The organism is Vibrio sp. Vb0349, assembly GCF_033338975.1.
In genome coordinates this window covers 39,333-59,684 of record NZ_JAWOTS010000020.1, presented here as the reverse complement: position 1 = coordinate 59,684, position 20,352 = coordinate 39,333, and the positions used below count along the sequence as shown (strand labels likewise).

The 20,352-nt window shown below is 46.4% G+C and carries 10 protein-coding genes; 5 read left to right on the top strand and 5 right to left on the bottom strand.

The genetic code is table 11. The annotated features are described in order from the left end of the window. Positions 1–44 precede the first annotated feature (44 nt). Positions 45–452, bottom strand: a complete 408-nt coding sequence (locus R7Q47_RS18135; RefSeq protein WP_053306886.1) for a DUF3293 domain-containing protein — start codon at positions 450–452, stop codon at positions 45–47. Positions 453–813: 361 nt separating this feature from the next. Between R7Q47_RS18135 and arcA the strand changes: the two genes are divergently transcribed. Then, positions 814–1,530, top strand: a complete 717-nt coding sequence (gene arcA / locus R7Q47_RS18130; protein WP_005381824.1) for a two-component system response regulator ArcA — start codon at positions 814–816, stop codon at positions 1,528–1,530. Between the two features lie 85 nt (positions 1,531–1,615). On the opposite strand, the gene R7Q47_RS18125 is transcribed toward arcA, so the two are convergent. The 4 genes from R7Q47_RS18125 to R7Q47_RS18110 all read right to left on the bottom strand — a co-directional run bounded on the left by R7Q47_RS18125 (position 1,616) and on the right by R7Q47_RS18110 (position 7,399). Then, the gene (locus R7Q47_RS18125) at positions 1,616–2,065 is read right to left on the bottom strand and encodes a hypothetical protein (protein ID WP_193837552.1); all 450 of its coding nucleotides are present in this window, start codon (positions 2,063–2,065) and stop codon (positions 1,616–1,618) included. Between the two features lies 1 nt (position 2,066). After that, positions 2,067–4,421 (bottom strand): aerobic respiration two-component sensor histidine kinase ArcB, encoded by a 2,355-nt coding sequence (arcB, locus tag R7Q47_RS18120; protein ID WP_005381826.1) that lies wholly within the window; start codon positions 4,419–4,421, stop codon positions 2,067–2,069. A gap of 237 nt (positions 4,422–4,658) precedes the next feature. Further along, on the bottom strand, positions 4,659–6,404 hold the full coding sequence (locus tag R7Q47_RS18115) for a GGDEF domain-containing protein (RefSeq protein WP_005381828.1): 1,746 nt from the start codon (positions 6,402–6,404) through the stop codon (positions 4,659–4,661). Between the two features lie 35 nt (positions 6,405–6,439). Further along, positions 6,440–7,399, bottom strand: coding sequence for a TIGR01212 family radical SAM protein (locus tag R7Q47_RS18110; RefSeq protein WP_213963282.1), 960 nt, complete (start codon positions 7,397–7,399; stop codon positions 6,440–6,442). Positions 7,400–7,950: 551 nt separating this feature from the next. Between R7Q47_RS18110 and gltB (R7Q47_RS18105) the strand changes: the two genes are divergently transcribed. From gltB (R7Q47_RS18105) to R7Q47_RS18090, 4 genes are all read left to right on the top strand, one after another. Then, positions 7,951–12,501, top strand: a complete 4,551-nt coding sequence (gene gltB / locus R7Q47_RS18105; protein WP_248487355.1) for a glutamate synthase large subunit — start codon at positions 7,951–7,953, stop codon at positions 12,499–12,501. Beyond that, complete coding sequence (locus R7Q47_RS18100; RefSeq protein WP_064353628.1) at positions 12,501–13,970, top strand: glutamate synthase subunit beta; 1,470 nt, start codon at positions 12,501–12,503, stop codon at positions 13,968–13,970. Before gltB (R7Q47_RS18105) ends, R7Q47_RS18100 begins: the two co-directional genes overlap by 1 nt. A gap of 448 nt (positions 13,971–14,418) precedes the next feature. Further along, entirely contained in the window at positions 14,419–18,882 is a 4,464-nt protein-coding gene (gene gltB, locus R7Q47_RS18095; RefSeq protein ID WP_248487353.1) for a glutamate synthase large subunit, read from the top strand. Positions 18,883–18,902: 20 nt separating this feature from the next. After that, complete coding sequence (locus R7Q47_RS18090; protein ID WP_005381833.1) at positions 18,903–20,315, top strand: FAD-dependent oxidoreductase; 1,413 nt, start codon at positions 18,903–18,905, stop codon at positions 20,313–20,315. Positions 20,316–20,352: the final 37 nt, after the last annotated feature.

The window sequence follows — 20,352 nt, the reverse complement described above, 5'->3', positions numbered from 1 at the left end:
CACCCAAGCGATGCTTCAGTGAGCAGTATCCTTTTCTATACCTTCTATACGAGCCGAGGTTTAATGGAGCCTAACGTATGAAAAACTTTCGGCTGCGAGCACGCAATAAGATAAAGTTGGTCATTAATGACGTAATAAATCGCGTTTTGTTGAAAGTCATTCGCCAATTCAACGGCTACCTCTGGCGACAACTCGACGGCAAAGCTTTCCTCATACCATGTAAAAGCGCTATCACCTACCGTGACAGGCGCGTAATTAACGTGCTGTAGCTGTTTTTCTAACGCGTGATTGTTTATGCTGTTCTCTTCTTTGGACCTCAAGTTACTGTATGGGTTCCAAGCGGTTATCACAGCATAGTTTGAAACACGCCACTCGGCTTCGAATCTGAAAAAAGATTCTGAATAAGCATTCCATAACGATGCGTCTATGTTCGTATTACTTTTTTCTATCATAAGTCTTAAACGATTAATAACAGTTACATTTCATCAATTGATATAAATCAACAAACTGAATGGAATTAACATTTGAGCATTGTTAGCATGCTGTTAACAATATAAAATCCGCTCAATATCTTAGGGTGTTTACGTTTCAGGCCCCACTGAAAGCAGGAAATGAAAGGTAAACAAGCCCTTTAGAATAAACGTCGCCATTGGATACTGGTGAGTTGGCAAAATTCCATGGAGGGCGGATAACTGAAAGAAGTGTTTTTTTGATCAACTTGATTTATTATCAAAATCACATTACCTGTATGTTATATTTTTGCCTAGAATTTATTCTATTAGCACAATTTTGTCACAAATTTAGGTACCGCCAATGCAAACCCCGCAGATTCTTATCGTTGAAGATGAGCAAGTAACTCGTAACACTCTTAAGAGTATTTTTGAAGCAGAGGGATACGCTGTTTTTGAAGCCAGTGACGGTGAAGAGATGCACCAAGTGTTGTCTGATAACTCAGTCAACTTGGTTATTATGGACATTAATCTTCCAGGCAAGAATGGCCTTCTACTAGCGCGTGAATTACGCGAGCAAGCGAACATTGCTTTAATGTTCCTGACAGGCCGTGACAATGAAGTAGACAAGATCCTAGGTCTTGAGATTGGTGCAGATGACTACATCACTAAACCATTCAACCCACGTGAACTAACTATTCGTGCACGTAACCTACTTAGTCGCTCAATGAGCTCTAACGCGGTGCAAGAAGAGAAGCGCTCGGTAGAAAAGTATGAATTCAACGGTTGGGTACTAGACATCAACAGCCGCTCTCTAGTAAGCCCTGCTGGTGATAGCTACAAGCTACCTCGCTCTGAGTTCCGCGCACTACTGCACTTCTGTGAGAACCCGGGTAAGATTCAAACTCGTGCAGATCTTCTTAAGAAGATGACTGGTCGTGAACTTAAGCCACACGACCGTACTGTAGACGTAACGATTCGTCGTATCCGTAAGCACTTTGAGTCTGTTTCAGGCACGCCAGAAATCATCGCCACTATCCACGGCGAAGGTTACCGCTTCTGTGGCGATCTAGAAGACTAGATTTAACCGCTAATATGCGAAGGGCTTGCTCATTGAGCAAGCCCTTTTTGTTTTAGGTCTAACGACTAATGCAACATCATTGCGGTTAATAAACCTTGTTAATCTTCACGTACTTTTCGACTAACCAACGCTGTTTACCCGCATCGTCTAGAAGCACTGCGACATCAACCGATTTTTCTGTGTTCACATCAATGTGAGACGAGAACGCCACCTCCCATCGGCTTTCACTGTGCGTTCGAGTATCTAAAGACGCACTGTCCACCAACCACTCTTTTTGCCCCTGTTTAATAATAAGAGCTTCTGCCGTTAGATTTGCAGGAAGTAACTGATCTCCTTCGAGGTAAAGTGCACCTTGAATACTTTGCTCTTCCACGTCCCCAATATTCGGCATGAGGTTCACCCATAAATTACTTTTGAGCTCAACATTAACCTCATTAATCGTAATCTGACTGTTTTGTTGCCAATTCACATTTGGAACGGAACTACAGCCTGCCATCAATGCCATGGCTAATGCCAATGGTGCGATTCTTTTCATGTTATTTCCTTTGTTCCAACCAACTTTTGAGGACTTGAATATCGTTTTGGTATTCATTTTTGATCTCTTCAACCCAGTCTGAAATGTTTTCCCACCATGCTGGCATATCAGGCGATTGCGCTTTTTGCGCCACACTTTGGATACGTTTCAGGCCAATTGAACCTGCAGCACCTTTGATTTTATGCGCTTCAGAAACAATCCCATCTTGATCTTTCGCTGTCATGTTCGAATCTAAGACATCAATATAGTCTGGCATCATATCTTCAAACATTTTTATGCTGTCGTAGACAGGTTTTGCACCAACAATGTCGACGTAAGACTCTAACATATCCATATCGAGCAAATGTGTCTCAATCACAGGAGAAGGGACTGGCTCTTCCACTGTTTCGGGACCGCTCACTACTTCCTTAGGTTGTTCTAACTGGTGAGCGAAGAATTTATCAATCACTGACTGAATGGCATTCACTGCCAGCGGCTTACTGATCGCATCATCCATGCCGTTATCTAAGTATTCACGACGATCTTTCATTACATTAGCAGTTAAGGCGACCAATGGAGGAAGATTGTTATAATGCTTGCGGTAATAATTGGCGACATCAAAGCCCGTCATATCAGGCAGTTGGATATCCAACAACGCTAAGTCGTATTTTTCTGGCACAAAGTTCACTAACGCTTCTTGGCCCGTCATTGCCACGGTGACAGAGTGCCCTAGGCTCTCAAGTAACGATTTAGCCACAGTTACGTTAAGCTCGATGTCTTCGACCATAAATATGTTGAGGCGCACATTGTCGCGTTTCGCATCAATGACTGGCTCAGCTAGTTCAACAATCGGAACGTGGATCGATACAGTAAAAGTGCTACCAAAGCCTTCCTCACTGGTAACCGTAATGTCACCATCCATCATATTGATCAGTTGCTTAGATACCGCCAAACCAATACCTGTACCGACCGCATGCAAGTTGTCCTTGCCTGATTTCACTTGGTAATACATCGCAAAGATCTTATCTAGCTCTTCGTCTGGGATACCAATACCTGTGTCTTCCACTTCCATAATAATGGTCGCAAAATCGTCTTCGACATCCGCGCTCACTGTCATCACAACGCCACCTTCTTTGGTGAACTTCATTGCGTTGCTGACCAAGTTCCAAATCACCTGACGTAGACGGGTTGCATCCACTTCAATTGCTTTTGGCAAATCGCTTAAACGTTCTAAGTCAAAGCGTAACCCTTTTTGTTCTGCCATCAGAGCTGAGATACTCTCAATCTCTGCGACGAAGTCTTCGAAGTTAAGTGGCGCAGGTAATAGTTCTAACTTACGGCGATCAAATTTATCCATATCGATAATATCGTTGAAGATGTTACCTAGCGTAATCGCACTCACATTGATGGTCTGCATGTGTTTACGCTGCTCTTCTGTCAACGGACTATCTAGAAGCATACGACTTAAGCCTACAATGCCATTCAGCGGCGTTCGCAGCTCATGACTGATGGTTGAGATGAAGGTAGTTTTGTCGCGGCTTGCTTTCTCTAACGACTCTTCATGGCGCTTACGTTCAGTGATATCACGACCGAACCCAACGAGACCAAGGTGGCGGCCATCTTTGCTGTAAAATGGCACTTTACGCAGCTCAAAGTAATGCTTGCGACCATCTGGGTATTCGAGCCATTGCTCGTAAGTAATTGCTTGATTATCGGCAAAAACCTTTTGGTCAGTATCAACGATATGCTCGGCGATTTCTTTGCTATACACATCCCAAGGGCTTAATCCGACTAACTGGTGCTCTTTCTTGCCCGTTAGCTCTTCCATCGCGCGGTTACAGCCAGAGAAAACACCATCCGCATTGCGGTAGTAAATTAAGTCTGGTGAGGCATCAATAAATGAACGCAGTAATGCGGTACGTTCTGCCAACTCTAATTGAGTACGTTCGCGTTGGAACACCTCATTTTCGAGGTCTTGCATCGCCTCTTCACGTGCTTCTTCCGCTTTAATACGCTCTTCAATTTCTTGGTTAAGCTTTTCAATGTTTTGTTGAAGTTGGTAATTCAGCTCTTGATCTCGCGAACGCATGTCCTTCAGTTTGGACACCAGCTTAGTTAAACGCTGGCGAGACTCTTCTAGTTGATCGACAACCACAGAGAGGAAGTAAACCGCCCAAGGGGTGATCAATAGACCAAAAAACACCGAACGGACAATATCGATATCATCTACTCGCCCTTTGAGAGCTAAAGTAATCCCTACCTGCACCACAACAGCTAATGCCACCAGCGCAAGGGCTAGCAAAATAGAGAAGCGAACAATCCCCAGTTTGACTAGCAAGTCGACATAATACTGGGCGAGGTTTTTCATGGGTTTCATTAACTACTCCATGGTGGTGGCTAGATAGCGCCATTCGATGATGAAAAACAGGTAAATGCACTCGACCTAACGCAATTTAGGTCTGTTTGATTAGTGAAAAACACACGGTGCGATCTGCGCTTGTGACACGAGATAGAAAGATAAACCAACGAGCACACAGGCTTCTGTAATTTTAACGTGTTTAATACGGTGATTTAAACAATCAGCTATCAACTTAGAGCAAGCGGTCACAAAGCGTTAGCAAGAACTGGGGTGAATACAGGTGCGATTACGTCCATCAGCTTTAGCTTGATATAACGCACTGTCAGCCATAGCGATGCCCATTTCGGGTTCATCACCATGCTGAGGAATGTAAGAGACCAGACCGATACTGACGGTAAGGCGTTCAGATGCTTCTGAACTGTCGTGTTCCATATCAAGCTGTAGAATTTTCTCATGAATACGCTGCGCTACGTTGCGCGCACCTTCCGTGGTGGTATTCGGCAATATAAAACCAAACTCCTCGCCACCATAACGCGCAACACAATCCGAAGAACGATTGATGACTTGTGTAAACACGGTAGCGACACTGACTAACGCTTCATCACCTTGTTGGTGACCGTAACAGTCGTTGTAATCTTTGAAAAAGTCGATGTCACATAACATGATGGTGAGCGGCAGCTTTTCTCGAGCGTGGTGGTACCACAATACCTGCAGTTGTTCGTCGAAACGGCGTCGGTTCGATACTTGAGTTAAGCTATCCATAAAGCTCAATTTTTCTAACTCTAGGTTGGCTTTTTCCAACTTTTGTTCTGCAAGATAACGCTCAGAAATATCACGCGCCATGATCAGCACACCATTCGTTCCTGATGCTTTATCTTTAAAAGGCGATTTCACCACATCAAACCACGTACTTTTACCATCACTACTCACGACTTTATCTATGTATCGAACTGGCTCTAACTGGCGTAATGCTTCTAAGTCACTGTCTGCTAAGCGCGCGTACATCTCTTTAGGAATCACGTCTTGGAGGCGCTTACCTATCAAATCAGAAATTTTTGAAATGCCTAACGCCTTAACAAAAGGCTGATTACACGCTTGATAGACCATGTTCTCATTGAAAATACCAATAGAGTCCGGACTGGCATCCAGAATCGTTTGTAAGATAGTATCTCTTTGCGCTAGCGCCACCTCTGTATCTTTGCGACGCTCCATTTCATCTCGCAGATTCTGTTGCATCTTGTGCCATTCAGTCACGTCATGACTAATAGACAGCGTACCGATAAGCTCACCACTCGGCGAAACAAGAGAGTTTTGATTGACTTCCAATAAGCAACTTCGACCTTGTGGATCCGTTGTCCATTTACGTTCGCTTTTTCTAGTCATCTCACCCAAGGCCTTGGATGCGCAAGCTTCTTCCCTTCGCCCTTGCCAGAATTGATCAAATGCTCGATTGGTCGTTAATAGATTGCCTTGGCGGTCTTGGGTACAAATCAGCTCTGAAAGTGAGTCTAATGCCGAACGTGCGATGATTAATTGGGCAAGTTCTTGTTGCTGCTCTTGGTGAGTGGCTTGATATGGCTGAGCATAAAGAATCCAAACTCGATGATTGCGCAATAAACTCTTTCTGCCTGACAGCTCCACTTTAATAGATTCACTATCAGATAGTCGCCAGTCAAAAGCCTGCTGACGAAAATGACGACTAGAGAAGCGATCGAGAAACTGCTCAAGCTCATGAATATCGAATAAAGCAGGATACAAATACCCCGTTCCCAAAGAGCGAATGCCTAACAACTGCATCGCAGCCTGGTTAGATAGCAAGAGCTGAGCATGGCTAGTGTCCACCACTATGACTGGATAGGGAGAATCCGTTACTAGTTGCTTAAGTGATGTCTGAAAGTGCAAATAGATCAGTGCTAACGCGCACACGCCTGCGATTAACAACAAGACGACATAGCCATAACCGCCTTGACCACCCCAAAGCCAATTGAGTAACTGATCCATCGTTTAAACCTTCAAAGAACACTGGTTAAAATATATCAGTTATTTATTGAGCGATCTGCTATTAATTCCGGTTTAGTATAGATAAAGGCATTCCCCGTAAGGCTCCCTTGAGCACCATGAGCACTGAGATCTCGACCAATTTCCGTCATCGCTAGCCAACGGTTTTCACACCACAGAGGCGATAATAACGTGGGCCTCCTGGCTGCTGATGAAACGCGATGATAAATCACATCTGGTGGTGTCATACGAATCATTTCACTGGCGACCGCAACATATTCTTCTAATTCAGGGGCTTCTAGCTTTCCAGCACGCCAAGCTTTCGCCATGGTGCTACCTTCGACAATATGCAAGCCATGTAACTTGATACCATCCGTTCCCACGGCCAACACTTTTTGCAGCGTTTCAATATTTTCGGCGCGGGTTTCTTTGGGTAAACCCACAATTAAGTGAGTACAAACCTTGATTCCGAGTGTTCGCGCACGCTTAGTGATTTCGGCATAACACTCAAAGTCATGACCACGATTGATACGTTTTAGGGTGTCATTGTTGGCGGTTTGAAGGCCTAGTTCTAGCCAAATTTCATAACCTTGCTGTACATAGCCCGACAGTAAATCCAATACCGCATCAGGGACGCAATCAGGACGCGTCCCCACACAAAGACCAACCATGTCTGCAGCCTTTAGTGCTTCCTCATACATGTTTTTGAGAACTTGTACTTCGGCATAGGTACTGGTGTAGGCCTGAAAATAAGCGAGATACTTCTTCGCTCTGTGAATTTCACCTGCGCGATCTTTTAACTGTTCGTGAATGCTTTTTATCTGGACTTCTTCATCTGCAAACGAAGCCACATTGCAAAATGTACATCCTCCCCGCCCAATCGTGCCATCGCGGTTAGGGCAACTAAATCCACCGTGCAATGTTAACTTATGAACCTTTTCACCGTATCGACGCTGAAGATCTTGGCCGATTGTATTGACCAACTCATGTAACTGCATAAATTCTCACCAACAATAAATCGTAATCAATCTCACTACGATCTGTGTAAATAAATTACATCCCTGCAAGAAAAAACACACAATATTAATCAATTCAAACACCCATCATGCGGGTCAAAATCAATAAACTTGCATAATTAAAGACAAAAATCGTTCATGTTGCGTAAATGTTAAACTAAAAATGCATAACTAAACGAAAAAATTGGGTCACAACGCCGACTTTTTCATTGCATTCTGAAGTGACAAAATTGTAGGATACTTACACAACCCCGTTATTTTTGTGACTTTTATTACAAAGCACACTGCGGGATTTGTCGGTGTTATCCCACTCCTACCTATATAAATCACTAGATAGTGATAATAAATAAAGGGATACCACCAAGGATTGTTTTTCTCGCAAAACTTTTCCTGCGAGATACGGAAAGGAATCAAGACCGGTCAACCTAGATCGGTGGCGATAATAAATATAAAGGACAAGACGTAATCAATAGTCTAGGTAGTATTTGCTGCCCGGTACTTTTGCGTCGACATTGAACTGGAAGGATGTATCTATGGTAGATAGAGAGCAAAATCCACAGGGTCTGTACACTCCGGAACTGGAGCATGACGCTTGCGGTATCGGTTTTGTTGCTCACCTTAAAAACCGTAAATCTCATGAAGTAGTGACTCAAGCATTGGATATGCTGGCTCGCATGGAACACCGTGGTGGTCAAGGTTGTGACCCATGCAGCGGTGACGGTGCGGGTATCTTGCTACAAAAACCTCATGAATTCCTATTAGAAGAAGCCGTTAAGCAAGGCATTAAACTGCCTTCGTTTGAAAAGTATGGTGTTGGTGTCGTTCTTTTCCCGAAAGACGAATACAAACGCGAGCAATGCCGTGACATTCTAGAACGTAATGCACAGCGTCTAGATCTTGAAGTTATCGGCTACCGCGTTTTACCAACCGATAACTCAATGATCGGTGCAGACCCACTAAGCACAGAGCCTCAGTTTGAGCATGTGTTTATCTCTGGTGGCCCTGGCATCACACCTGAAGAACTAGAACGCAAACTGTACGTTCTTCGTAACTACACTGTACGTGTTTGCCTAGAAAGCGTTTCGAACATTGGTGACGACTTCTACATTAACTCCATGTCTTACAAGACATTGGTATACAAAGGTCAGTTAACGACCGAGCAAGTACCTCAGTACTTCCTTGATCTGCAAAACCCGACCATGGTGACTGCACTAGCACTGGTACACTCTCGTTTCTCTACCAACACCTTCCCGAAATGGCGTCTTGCACAACCTTTCCGTTACATTGCCCACAACGGTGAAATCAATACAGTTCGCGGTAACTTGAACTGGATGAAAGCCCGTGAAGCAATTCTAGAATCAGACCTGTTCACTCAGGCTGAAATCGACATGCTTCTTCCAATCTGTCAGGAAGGCAGCTCGGATTCATCTAACTTTGACATGGCACTTGAGCTCCTAGTTCTTTCTGGTCGCAGCCTGCCACACGCATTAATGATGATGATCCCGGAAGCATGGCAAGAAAACAAAAACATGGATCCTAAGCGTCGCGCGTTCTATCAGTACCATGCGAACATCATGGAACCATGGGATGGCCCGGCTTCCGTATGTTTTACTGATGGTGTTCAAGTTGGTGCGACACTAGACCGTAACGGTTTGCGCCCTTCTCGCTACACAGTGACCAAAGATAACTTCCTAGTGATGGCATCTGAATCTGGTGTTGTGGATATAGAACCAGAAAACGTTGAGTTCCGTGGTCGCCTACAGCCAGGTCGTATCTTCGTTGCAGACCTAGAACAAGGTCGAATCATCTCTGATGAAGAAGTGAAAGACACCATCGCAACGGCACAGCCTTACGAGAAGTGGGTAGAAGAAAACCTACTGAGCTTGAAGAAGCTGCCAGATGCGAGCAACCAGTTCAGCCAACCTAAGCCAGAACACCTTCTACACCGCCAACAAGCGTTTGGCGTAAGCACTGAAGAAGTGAACGAAATCATCGTTCCAATGGCGAATGACGCGAAAGAACCATTATCAGCAATGGGTGCCGACTGGCCTCTTGCGGTTCTCTCTCATCAATCTCAGCACCTTTCAAACTACTTCAAGCAGCTGTTTGCACAGGTAACTAACCCACCGATCGACCCGATCCGTGAGCGCATGGTTATGTCGCTGAACACTTACTTGGGTAAAGACCAAAACCTTCTGACTGAAACACCACTTCACTGTCAGAAAGTAGAATTGGAATCGCCTGTTCTAGCCAACTCTGAGCTTGAAAAATTGCGTGCGATCGATAACGAGCACCTACAAGCGAAAACGTTGGATATCGTATTCCAAGCTAGTGAAGATCAAGGCAAACTTGAGCGTGCATTAAAACGTATCTGCCAATACGCAGAAGACGCGGTTATCGATGGTTATTCAATCATCCTACTCACTGACCGCGCAGTGAATTCAAACCACGCGGCGATCCCAGCAATGCTGGCAGTTGGCGCAGTACACCACCACTTGATCCGTAAAGGTCTACGTGCGAAGTGTGACATCGTGGTTGAAACTGGTGACGCGCGTGAAACGCACCACTTTGCAACGCTACTTGGTTACGGTGCGAATGCGGTTAACCCTTACCTAGTGATTGAAACCATCATTGAACTTCAACGTACGAAGAAGTTGGATCCAGAAGCGAACCCTCGCGATCTGTTCAACAACTACCGTAAAGCGATCAATGGCGGTCTTCTGAAGATCTTCTCGAAGATGGGCATCTCTACGCTACAGTCGTACCATGGTGCGCAAATCTTCGAAGCATTGGGTATCCACAAATCCGTGGTCGACAAATACTTCACAGGGACGGTTTCTCGTATCCAAGGTCTAACCCTTGATGATATCGCCAAAGAAGTACTTATCCGTCACCGCATCGGTTACCCACAACGCGAAATCCCAATTCAAATGCTGGATGTTGGTGGTGTTTACCAATGGAAACAGCGTGGTGAGAAGCACCTATTCAACCCAGAAACCATTTCTCTACTGCAAGAGTCTACGCGCAACAAGAACTACGATCAGTTCAAGCAATACGCGACTGCTGTAGATAAGCAAGGTGACAACGCGGTAACCCTGCGTAGCCAACTTGAGTTCATTAAGAACCCCGCTGGTTCTATCTCTATCGACGACGTCGAGCCAATTGAAAGCATCGTGAAACGCTTCGCGACAGGTGCAATGTCATTCGGTTCTATTTCTTACGAAGCACACTCCACACTGGCTGTTGCGATGAACCGTCTTGGCGCGAAATCGAACTCTGGTGAAGGTGGTGAAGACCCAATGCGTTTCGAGCGCAAAGAGAACGGCGATTGGGAACGCTCTGCAATCAAACAGGTGGCTTCAGGTCGTTTCGGCGTAACCTCTTACTACCTAACTAACGCTGAAGAGCTACAAATCAAGATGGCTCAAGGCGCGAAGCCAGGTGAAGGTGGTCAGCTACCAGGCGATAAAGTAGATGACTGGATCGGTGCTACACGTCACTCAACTCCAGGCGTTGGCCTTATCTCGCCACCGCCACACCACGATATCTACTCAATCGAGGATTTGGCTCAGCTTATCTATGACTTGAAGAACGCGAACCGCGCGGGCCGTGTAAACGTGAAGCTGGTATCGGAAGCTGGCGTAGGTACGATCGCTTCTGGTGTAGCGAAAGCGAAAGCGGACGTTGTACTTATCGCTGGTTTCGACGGTGGTACAGGTGCATCACCAATGTCTTCAATCCGTCATACCGGTCTTCCTTGGGAACTTGGCTTGGCAGAAACGCACCAAACGCTACTAAAGAACGGTCTACGTAACCGTATCGTGGTTCAAGCGGATGGTCAGATGAAGACACCTCGCGACCTTGCAGTGGCAACACTACTTGGTGCAGAAGAATGGGGCGTGGCAACCGCAGCATTGGTGGTTGAAGGTTGTATCATGATGCGTAAGTGTCATAAGAACACCTGTCCTGTTGGTATCGCGACTCAAAACAAAACACTTCGCGAGCGCTTTGATGGTCGCGTAGAAGACGTCGTAACCTTCTTCCAATACATGGCACAAGGTCTACGTGAAATCATGGCTGAACTTGGCTTCCGCACTATCGATGAAATGGTCGGTCAAGGTCAGAAGCTGAAGATTCGCCAAGACATTTCTCACTGGAAATACAAGAACCTAGATCTGTCTCCTGTTCTCCACGTTGAGCAACCACGTGAAGCTGATGGTGTATTCAACCAAGCTCAACAGAACCACAACCTAGAAGAAGTGCTAGACCGTAAGCTGATTCAAGCAGCGATTCCTGCACTAGAGAAAGGCGAAGCGGTGAATGCCGAGTTCCCTATCGTCAACACGGACCGCTCTGCAGGTACCATGTTGTCGAACGAAATCTCGAAAGTGTACAAAGATGCAGGTCTACCTCAGCCAATGAACGTGAAGTTCAAAGGTTCTGCAGGTCAGTCATTCGGCGCATTCCTAGCTAAGGGCGTGAAGTTCGAAGTGGAAGGCGACGCGAACGACTACTGGGGTAAAGGCTTATCTGGCGGTACCTTAGTACTTTACCCAGATGCGAAATCAAGCATTGTCGCGGAAGACAACATCGTGGTTGGTAACGTGTGTTTCTACGGTGCAACTTCGGGTGAGTCTTTCATTCGCGGTATGGCTGGTGAACGTTTCTGTGTTCGTAACTCAGGCGCGAAAGTAGTAGTAGAAGGCGTCGGCGACCACGGTTGTGAATACATGACTGGCGGTGCAGCCATCATCCTTGGTTCAACAGGTCGTAACTTTGCCGCTGGTATGAGTGGCGGCGTGGCTTACGTATGGGATAAATCAGGTGACTTTGAGTCAAAACTGAACCCAGAGCTAGTAGACCTAGATCCAATCGAGCAAGAAGACAGAGATCTATTACTCGACATGCTAACTAAGCATGTTCAATTCACAGGAAGTGAAGTCGCTCAGTCTTTCCTAGACAACTTTGAAGCAAGCCTAGCCTCTATGGTTAAGGTAATGCCGCGTGACTACAAAGCGGTTCTTCAAAAGCGTAAAGCTGAAGCACAGTCTCAAGGAAACGAAACTCAAGTGGAGGCCGTATAATGGGTAAGCCTACTGGATTTTTAGAGCATGGTCGTGAACTACCACAGAAGATCGACCCAGCTGAACGCATCAAGAACAACAAAGAGTTCGTCCTGAACGAGGAGTTTGGTGACAAAATCAATACTCAAGCTTCTCGTTGTATGGATTGTGGTGTGCCGTTTTGTCATAACGGCTGCCCTATCGGTAACATCATCCCAGAGTTTAACGATGCAGTTTATCGTGATAGCTGGGAAGAAGCATGGAACATTCTAAGCTCAACCAATAACTTCCCAGAGTTCACTGGTCGTGTTTGCCCTGCTCCATGTGAAAGTGCTTGTGTACTTGGTATCAACCAAGATCCAATTACTATCTGTAATATCGAGAAAACCATCGTGGAAACGGCGTATCGTGAAGGGTACGCCAAACCAAAAACACCACGCTCTCGAACTGGCAAAACCGTTGCGATCATCGGTTCGGGCCCTGCTGGCCTTGCGGCTGCTGAGCAGTTAAACAGCGCTGGTCATACTGTGACGGTATTCGAGCGAGACGAGAAAGTGGGCGGTCTGCTACGTTTTGGTATCCCAGACTTTAAACTGAGCATGGAAGTCATTGATCGCAAGATCAATCTAATGGCAGAAGCTGGCATTGAGTTTAAAGTAAACCAACACGTCGGTGTTGATGTAAATGCTCAACAATTGCGTCAAGAGTTCGATGTGGTTCTACTAACCGGTGGCTCAACGGTTCCACGTGATTTGCCCGTTCCGGGTCGTGAACTAAAAGGCGTTCACTTCGCGATGGAATTCCTAGGTCAAAACAACCGTCGCGCCAATAACATGGACCTGAAAACGGAAGAAATTCACGCTGCGGGTAAACATGTTGTGGTTATCGGTGGTGGTGATACGGGTTCAGACTGTGTGGGAACATCAAACCGTCACGGCGCAGCAAGTGTAACTCAAGTGGAAATCATGCCGATTCCACCAGAAAAGCGTCCTGCCAATATGCCTTGGCCACAGTACCCGATGATCCTACGTACTTCGACATCTCATGAAGAAGGCGTTGATCGTCACTGGAACATCCTGACCAAAGAGTTCATCGGAAATGACAAAGGTGAAGTCACAGGTCTTCGTCTTGCTGATATCGTTTGGGAAGAGGCGAAACCTGGCGAGCGTCCAGGCTTTAAAGAAGTTGAAGGCAGCGAGCGGGTGATTCCATGTGATATGGCATTCCTAGCGATGGGCTTCCTTCATCCTGAACCAACGGGCGTACTTGCTCAACTGGATATCGCGCTAGATGATCGTGGTAACGTAGCAACTCAAGGTTTTGCTACAAACCAAGAAGGTGTATTTGCTGCTGGTGATATGCGAACAGGCCAATCTTTGGTGGTTCGTTGTATCAACGAAGGCCGTGAGTGTGCCCGTGCTATCGATGATTACTTAATGGGTGGCACAAACCTAGAAGCAAAAGCAGATTCACTGATGCTTTCTGCTTAACGAAGCAGTCATGCTTCTCTCTTTCAATTGCCTAATAGCCATCAGCAATATCGATGGCTATCGGTGAAGAAAGAAAACAATTCCTTCCAATCTTTCTATTTTGACCAGCATTTTATGCTGGTCTTTTTTATCTCCCACAGAATCAAATGTTACTTTTTTGTAACAATCAATTTTCTATCTATTTGAAATTATTAAACTATTCTAGCTTATTAAATGGTAAATCGTATATTCACGTGATGATCCACTAATAACTTGACCTTTTTTACAATAAGCTATAGCTTGTGAAGTTGATGAAAATAAAACACTCAAAAAATGTTAAATATTTCACAACTTTTACTGAATAATTATACATAAAGCTATAAAGATGACGCATAGTTAGTCATCGATATCAACGTAAGCAGTGTTGATATATCTGTCGGGATGACGGATAAGCAAAGGGAGAATTGCAATGGCTCTTTATGATCCAAGTCTTGAGAAAGACAACTGTGGATTTGGCTTGATCGCGCATATGGAAGGCGAACAAAGCCACAAGCTGGTACGTACAGCAATTTCTGCACTTGACCGCATGACTCACCGTGGTGGTATCGCCGCCGATGGTAAAACTGGTGATGGTTGTGGTCTTCTATTACAAAAGCCCGATTCCTATTTACGTCTTATTGCCGAAGAAAATGGTTTCAACCTTGGCAAGCAATACGCCGTAGGGATGATTTTCTTCAACCAAGATCCAGTCAAAGCTCAACTCGCTAAAGACATCGTCAACAAAGAACTGGCGCAAGAGACGCTAACTGTGGCTGGTTGGCGTGAAGTACCAACTAATTCAGAAGTACTCGGTCCAATTGCGGCCAACTCGCTTCCAAATATTCAGCAAGTCTTTGTCTCTGCACCGGCAGGTTGGCGCGAACGCGACATTGAACGTCGCCTCTACATCGCACGCCGTCGCATCGAGAAACAAATCACCGAAGATCCGGATTTCTACATCTGTAGCTTGTCGACTCAAGTTTTGGTGTACAAAGGCCTATGCATGCCTGCGGACTTACCGCGCTTTTATCTTGATCTTGCCGATCTACGTATGGAATCTGCTATCTGTCTGTTCCACCAGCGTTTTTCTACCAACACTCAACCGCGTTGGCCATTAGCTCAACCGTTCCGCTACCTTGCTCATAATGGTGAGATCAATACCATTGAAGGTAACCGACAATGGGCACGCGCTCGTGCTTACAAGTTCTCGTCACCACTGCTGCCTGACCTACAAACTGCAGCACCGTTTGTGAACGAGACAGGCTCAGACTCGTCTAGCTTAGATAATATGCTAGATCTCTTTTTAGCTGGCGGCATGGATATCTTCCGTGCCATGCGTATGCTCGTACCGCCAGCATGGCAAAACCACCCGGATATGGATCCGGATTTGCGTGCGTTTTACGATTTCAACTCCAAACACATGGAACCATGGGATGGCCCAGCAGGTATCGTACTGTCCGATGGTCGTTATGCTGCTTGTAACCTAGACCGAAACGGTCTACGTCCTGCGCGTTATGTAATTACCAAAGACAAGCTGATCACTCTGGCATCTGAGGTAGGGATTTGGAATTACGCCCCAGATGAAGTTGCCAAAAAAGGTCGTGTAGGTCCGGGGGAATTACTCGTCATCGACACTCGTACAGGTAAGCTTTGGCAGTCTAGCGAGATCGATAATGACCTGAAATCTCGTCACCCTTATCGCGAATGGATGGAGAACAACGTTCGCAAACTAACACCGTTCTCTCAGCTGCCTGAAGATCAAGTAGGTGAGCGCAGCTTTGATGAAGACTTGCTTAAGACTTATCAAAAGCAGTTTGCCATGAGCAATGAAGAAGTCGATCAAGTATTGCGTGTCCTCGGTGATATGGGGCAAGAAGCCGTCGGTTCGATGGGTGATGACACCCCGATGGCGGTTCTTTCTTCGAAAGAGCGCTTGGTGACTGATTACTTCCGTCAGAAGTTCGCGCAGGTCACCAACCCACCAATCGATCCGCTGCGTGAGAAACACGTCATGTCGCTGGCGACCAGCATCGGCCAGGAGATGAACGTCTTCTGTGAAACCGATGGCCACGCGCATCGTGTAACCTTTGATTCTCCAGTACTGCTCTATTCAGACATGCAGCAACTACTAGAGCTGAGTGACGATCATTACCGTAATACCATTCTCGATATCAACTACGACCCACAACAAAAAGATCTTAAACAAGCCATTAATGATCTGTGTGAGCAAGCAGAGCAAGTCGTTCGTGAAGGCACGGTTTTAGTGGTGCTTTCGGACAGAGCCTTGGTCAAAGGTAAGTTGCCAATTCCGGCAGCAATGGCAGTCGGCGCCGTTCAAACTCGTCTGATTGACGCGAACTTGCGTTGCGATGCCAACATTGTTGTCGAAACCGCAACAGCCCGTGATCCACACCAATTTGCCGTCTTGCTTGGTTTTGGTGCCACTGCGGTTTACCCATACCTTGCTTATGAAGCGTTAGGTAAACTGATTGATGATAAAGCACTAGAGAAAGACTACCGCGATGTGATGCAAAACTACCAATACGGCATCAACAAAGGCCTGTACAAGATCATGTCGAAAATGGGGATCTCAACCATCGCCTCTTACCGCTGCTCACAACTGTTTGAAGCAGTTGGCTTGAGCCAAAATGTGGTCGATCTGTGTTTTAAAGGCGTCACAACTCGAATTGAAGGCGCGAATTTTGACGACTTCCAGCAAGATCTTACAAACTTATCTCGTAAAGCATGGGCGAAGCGCAAATCGATTGATCATGGCGGCTTGTTAAAGTACGTCCATGGAGGTGAGTATCATGCTTACAACCCCGATGTTGTCGGCACGCTGCAACAGGCCGTTAAATCTGGCGAAAGTAACGACTATCAGAGCTTTGCTAAGCAGGTAAACCAACGCCCTGTTGCCATGCTGCGTGACTTAATGTCGCTGAAAAAATCAGACTCACCGCTGCCACTTGAGCAAATAGAACCACGCACTGAACTGTTCAAACGCTTTGACTCAGCGGCAATGTCCATTGGCGCACTTAGCCCAGAAGCGCATGAAGCACTTGCAACGGCGATGAACCGTCTTGGTGGTTACTCTAACTCGGGTGAAGGCGGTGAAGATCCTCGCCGCTTCGGTACTGAGCGTAACTCACGTATCAAACAGATTGCTTCTGGCCGATTTGGTGTAACGCCTCATTACCTGACTAATGCGGATGTACTGCAAATCAAGGTGGCACAAGGTGCGAAACCGGGTGAAGGTGGACAGCTACCAGGACACAAAGTCACCGCAGAAATCGCAAAACTGCGTTATTCGGTACAAGGCGTGACTCTGATCTCCCCTCCTCCGCATCACGATATCTATTCGATTGAAGATTTGGCCCAGCTGATCTTCGACCTTAAACAAGTCAACCCGAATGCGCTGGTTTCGGTAAAACTCGTCTCCGAGCCAGGTGTCGGCACCATCGCAACGGGTGTAGCCAAGGCTTACGCTGATCTTATTACCATTTCGGGTTACGACGGTGGTACCGCAGCAAGCCCATTAACTTCGGTAAAATACGCTGGTAGCCCTTGGGAGTTGGGGTTGGCAGAGACACAACAAGCACTGGTTGCTAATGGTCTGCGTCATAAGATCCGCTTACAGGTAGACGGTGGTCTAAAGACTGGTTTAGACGTAGTTAAAGCCGCAATTTTAGGTGCAGAAAGCTTCGGTTTTGGTACTGCGCCAATGGTCGCTATGGGTTGTAAGTTCCTACGAATTTGTCACCTCAACAACTGTGCAACTGGGGTTGCGACTCAAGACGAGACACTGCGTAAAGAATACTTCAAAGGTCTACCAGAAATGGTGATGAATTACTTCATCGGCTTGGCAGACGAAGTGCGCGGATTACTCGCCGAACTTGGCGTTGAAAAGCTGACGGACTTGATTGGTCGTACCGATTTACTTGAGGCAGTAGAGGGATTTACAGCGAAACAGACCAAGCTGGATCTATCCAATATTCTAGAAGCTCCAGTATCACCTGAGGGCCATCCGCTATTTTGGACAGAGCCAAACAAACCGTTTGATAAAGCTGAGCTCAACCAAAAGATCGTTGATGATGCAATGCATGCGGTCGAAAACAGTCAATCGGCAAGTTTCTTCTACAATGTCATCAACACTGATCGATCTGTTGGTGCACGCTTATCTGGCGAAATAGCAAAACGCTATGGCAACCAAGGGTTAGCGGCTTCCCCTATCAAAATCTATCTTGACGGCACCGCAGGTCAGTCCTTTGGTGTTTGGAACGCAGGTGGTGTAGAGCTTTACCTCACGGGCGATGCGAACGACTACGTGGGCAAAGGCATGGCGGGTGGTAAAGTGGTTATCAAACCTCACCTTGGCACTGCATTTAAGTGTAATGAAGCAACCATCATTGGTAACACCTGTCTGTACGGCGCGACCGGCGGTAAACTATTTGCAGCCGGTAAAGCAGGTGAGCGTTTCGGCGTACGAAACTCAGGTACGATAGCCGTCATTGAAGGTGCTGGCGATAACGCTTGTGAGTACATGACTGGCGGTATTGTTGCCATTCTTGGTGCGACAGGTGTGAACTTTGGCGCGGGTATGACTGGAGGCTTTGCCTATGTTCTGGATGAGAACCAAAGCTTTGAAGGTCGAGTTAATACTGAGTCTGTCGAAGCCATCTCATTGTCCGATCTTTACATCCACCAAGAACATTTGCGTGGCCTAATTGCGGAACACCTTGAAGAAACAGGGTCGAGTCATGCTGAAAATATTTTGGCGAACTTTGATGAATGGATTCCAAAGTTTTATTTGGTGAAACCACAAGCGGCAGATCTTCGCACGCTACTTGGTCACCAGAGCCGCAGTGCCGCAGAGCTGCGTGTTCAAGCACAGTAATCATGGAGGATGTTTGAATCATGAGCCAGAACGTTTATCAATTTATCGATGTGCAGCGTGTAGATCCTGCGAAAAAGCCTATAAAAGTTCGTAAGATCGAGTTCGTTGAAATCTATGAACCGTTCACTAAACAACAGGCGACTGCACAAGCGGATCGCTGCTTAGATTGTGGCAACCCATATTGTGAATGGAAATGCCCAGTCCACAACTACATCCCTCAATGGTTAAAACTTGCCAATGAAGGTCGTATTCTTGAAGCGGTTGAACTATCGCATCAAACCAATAGCCTACCGGAAGTATGTGGGCGCGTTTGTCCTCAAGACCGCCTATGTGAAGGTTCATGCACGCTTAATGATGACTTTGGTGCCGTCACCATCGGTAACATAGAAAAGTACATTACCGACAAAGCGTTTGAAATGGGCTGGAAGCCAGATATGTCCAAGGTGGAGTGGACCGATAAAAAGGTTGCAATCATTGGAGCTGGCCCAGCTGGCTTGGCTGCAGCGGATATCCTAGTGCGCAATGGCGTTAAGCCAGTCGTGTTTGACCGCTACCCTGAAATTGGAGGCCTTCTGACCTTCGGTATTCCTTCCTTCAAGCTTGAAAAAGGCGTGATGGAAAACCGCCGCCGTGTGTTCACTGAAATGGGCGTCGAGTTCCGCATGAACATGGAAGTAGGCAAAGATGTCCAAATGCAAGAGCTGCTTGATGAATACGATGCTGTTTTCTTGGGCGTTGGCACCTATAAATACATGCGTGCAGGTCTAGATAATGAAGATGCGCCGGGTGTGTATGACGCGCTGCCATTTTTAGTTTCGAACACCTACAAAGTCATGGATCTTGAGAGTAACCAACCCTTTATCGATATGGCAGGAAAGAAAGTCGTCGTACTGGGTGGTGGTGATACAGCAATGGACTGCGTTCGTACCTCAATTCGCCAAGGTGCCTCCAACGTAGTTTGTGCTTATCGTCGTGATGAGGCCAACATGCCAGGCTCTCGTCGCGAGGTAAAAAACGCAAAGGAAGAAGGCGTGAAGTTCATGTTCAACCTTCAGCCTTTGGGAGTGGAAGTGGATGCGTCAGGCAAAGTATCGGGGGTCAAAGTGGTGAAAACCGCACTTGGTGAACCTGATGAAGCAGGTCGCCGACGTCCAGAGCCCGTTGAAGGCAGCGAGCACGTTCTACCAGCAGACGTTGTTATCATGGCGTTTGGTTTCCAGCCGCACAAAATGGACTGGTTAGCACCGTTTGATGTCGATTTGGATCAATGGGGTCGTATCAAAGCCCCTGCTAAGCAAGAGTTCCAATTCCAGACCAGCAACGAAAAGATCTTCGCGGGTGGCGATGCGGTACGAGGTTCTGATCTTGTTGTAACCGCTATTGATGAAGGACGAAAAGCGGCAGAAGGCATTCTCGATTACCTCGAAGTTTAATCTCAGCTAACCTCACAAAAAGGGTCCTGTTATTGGA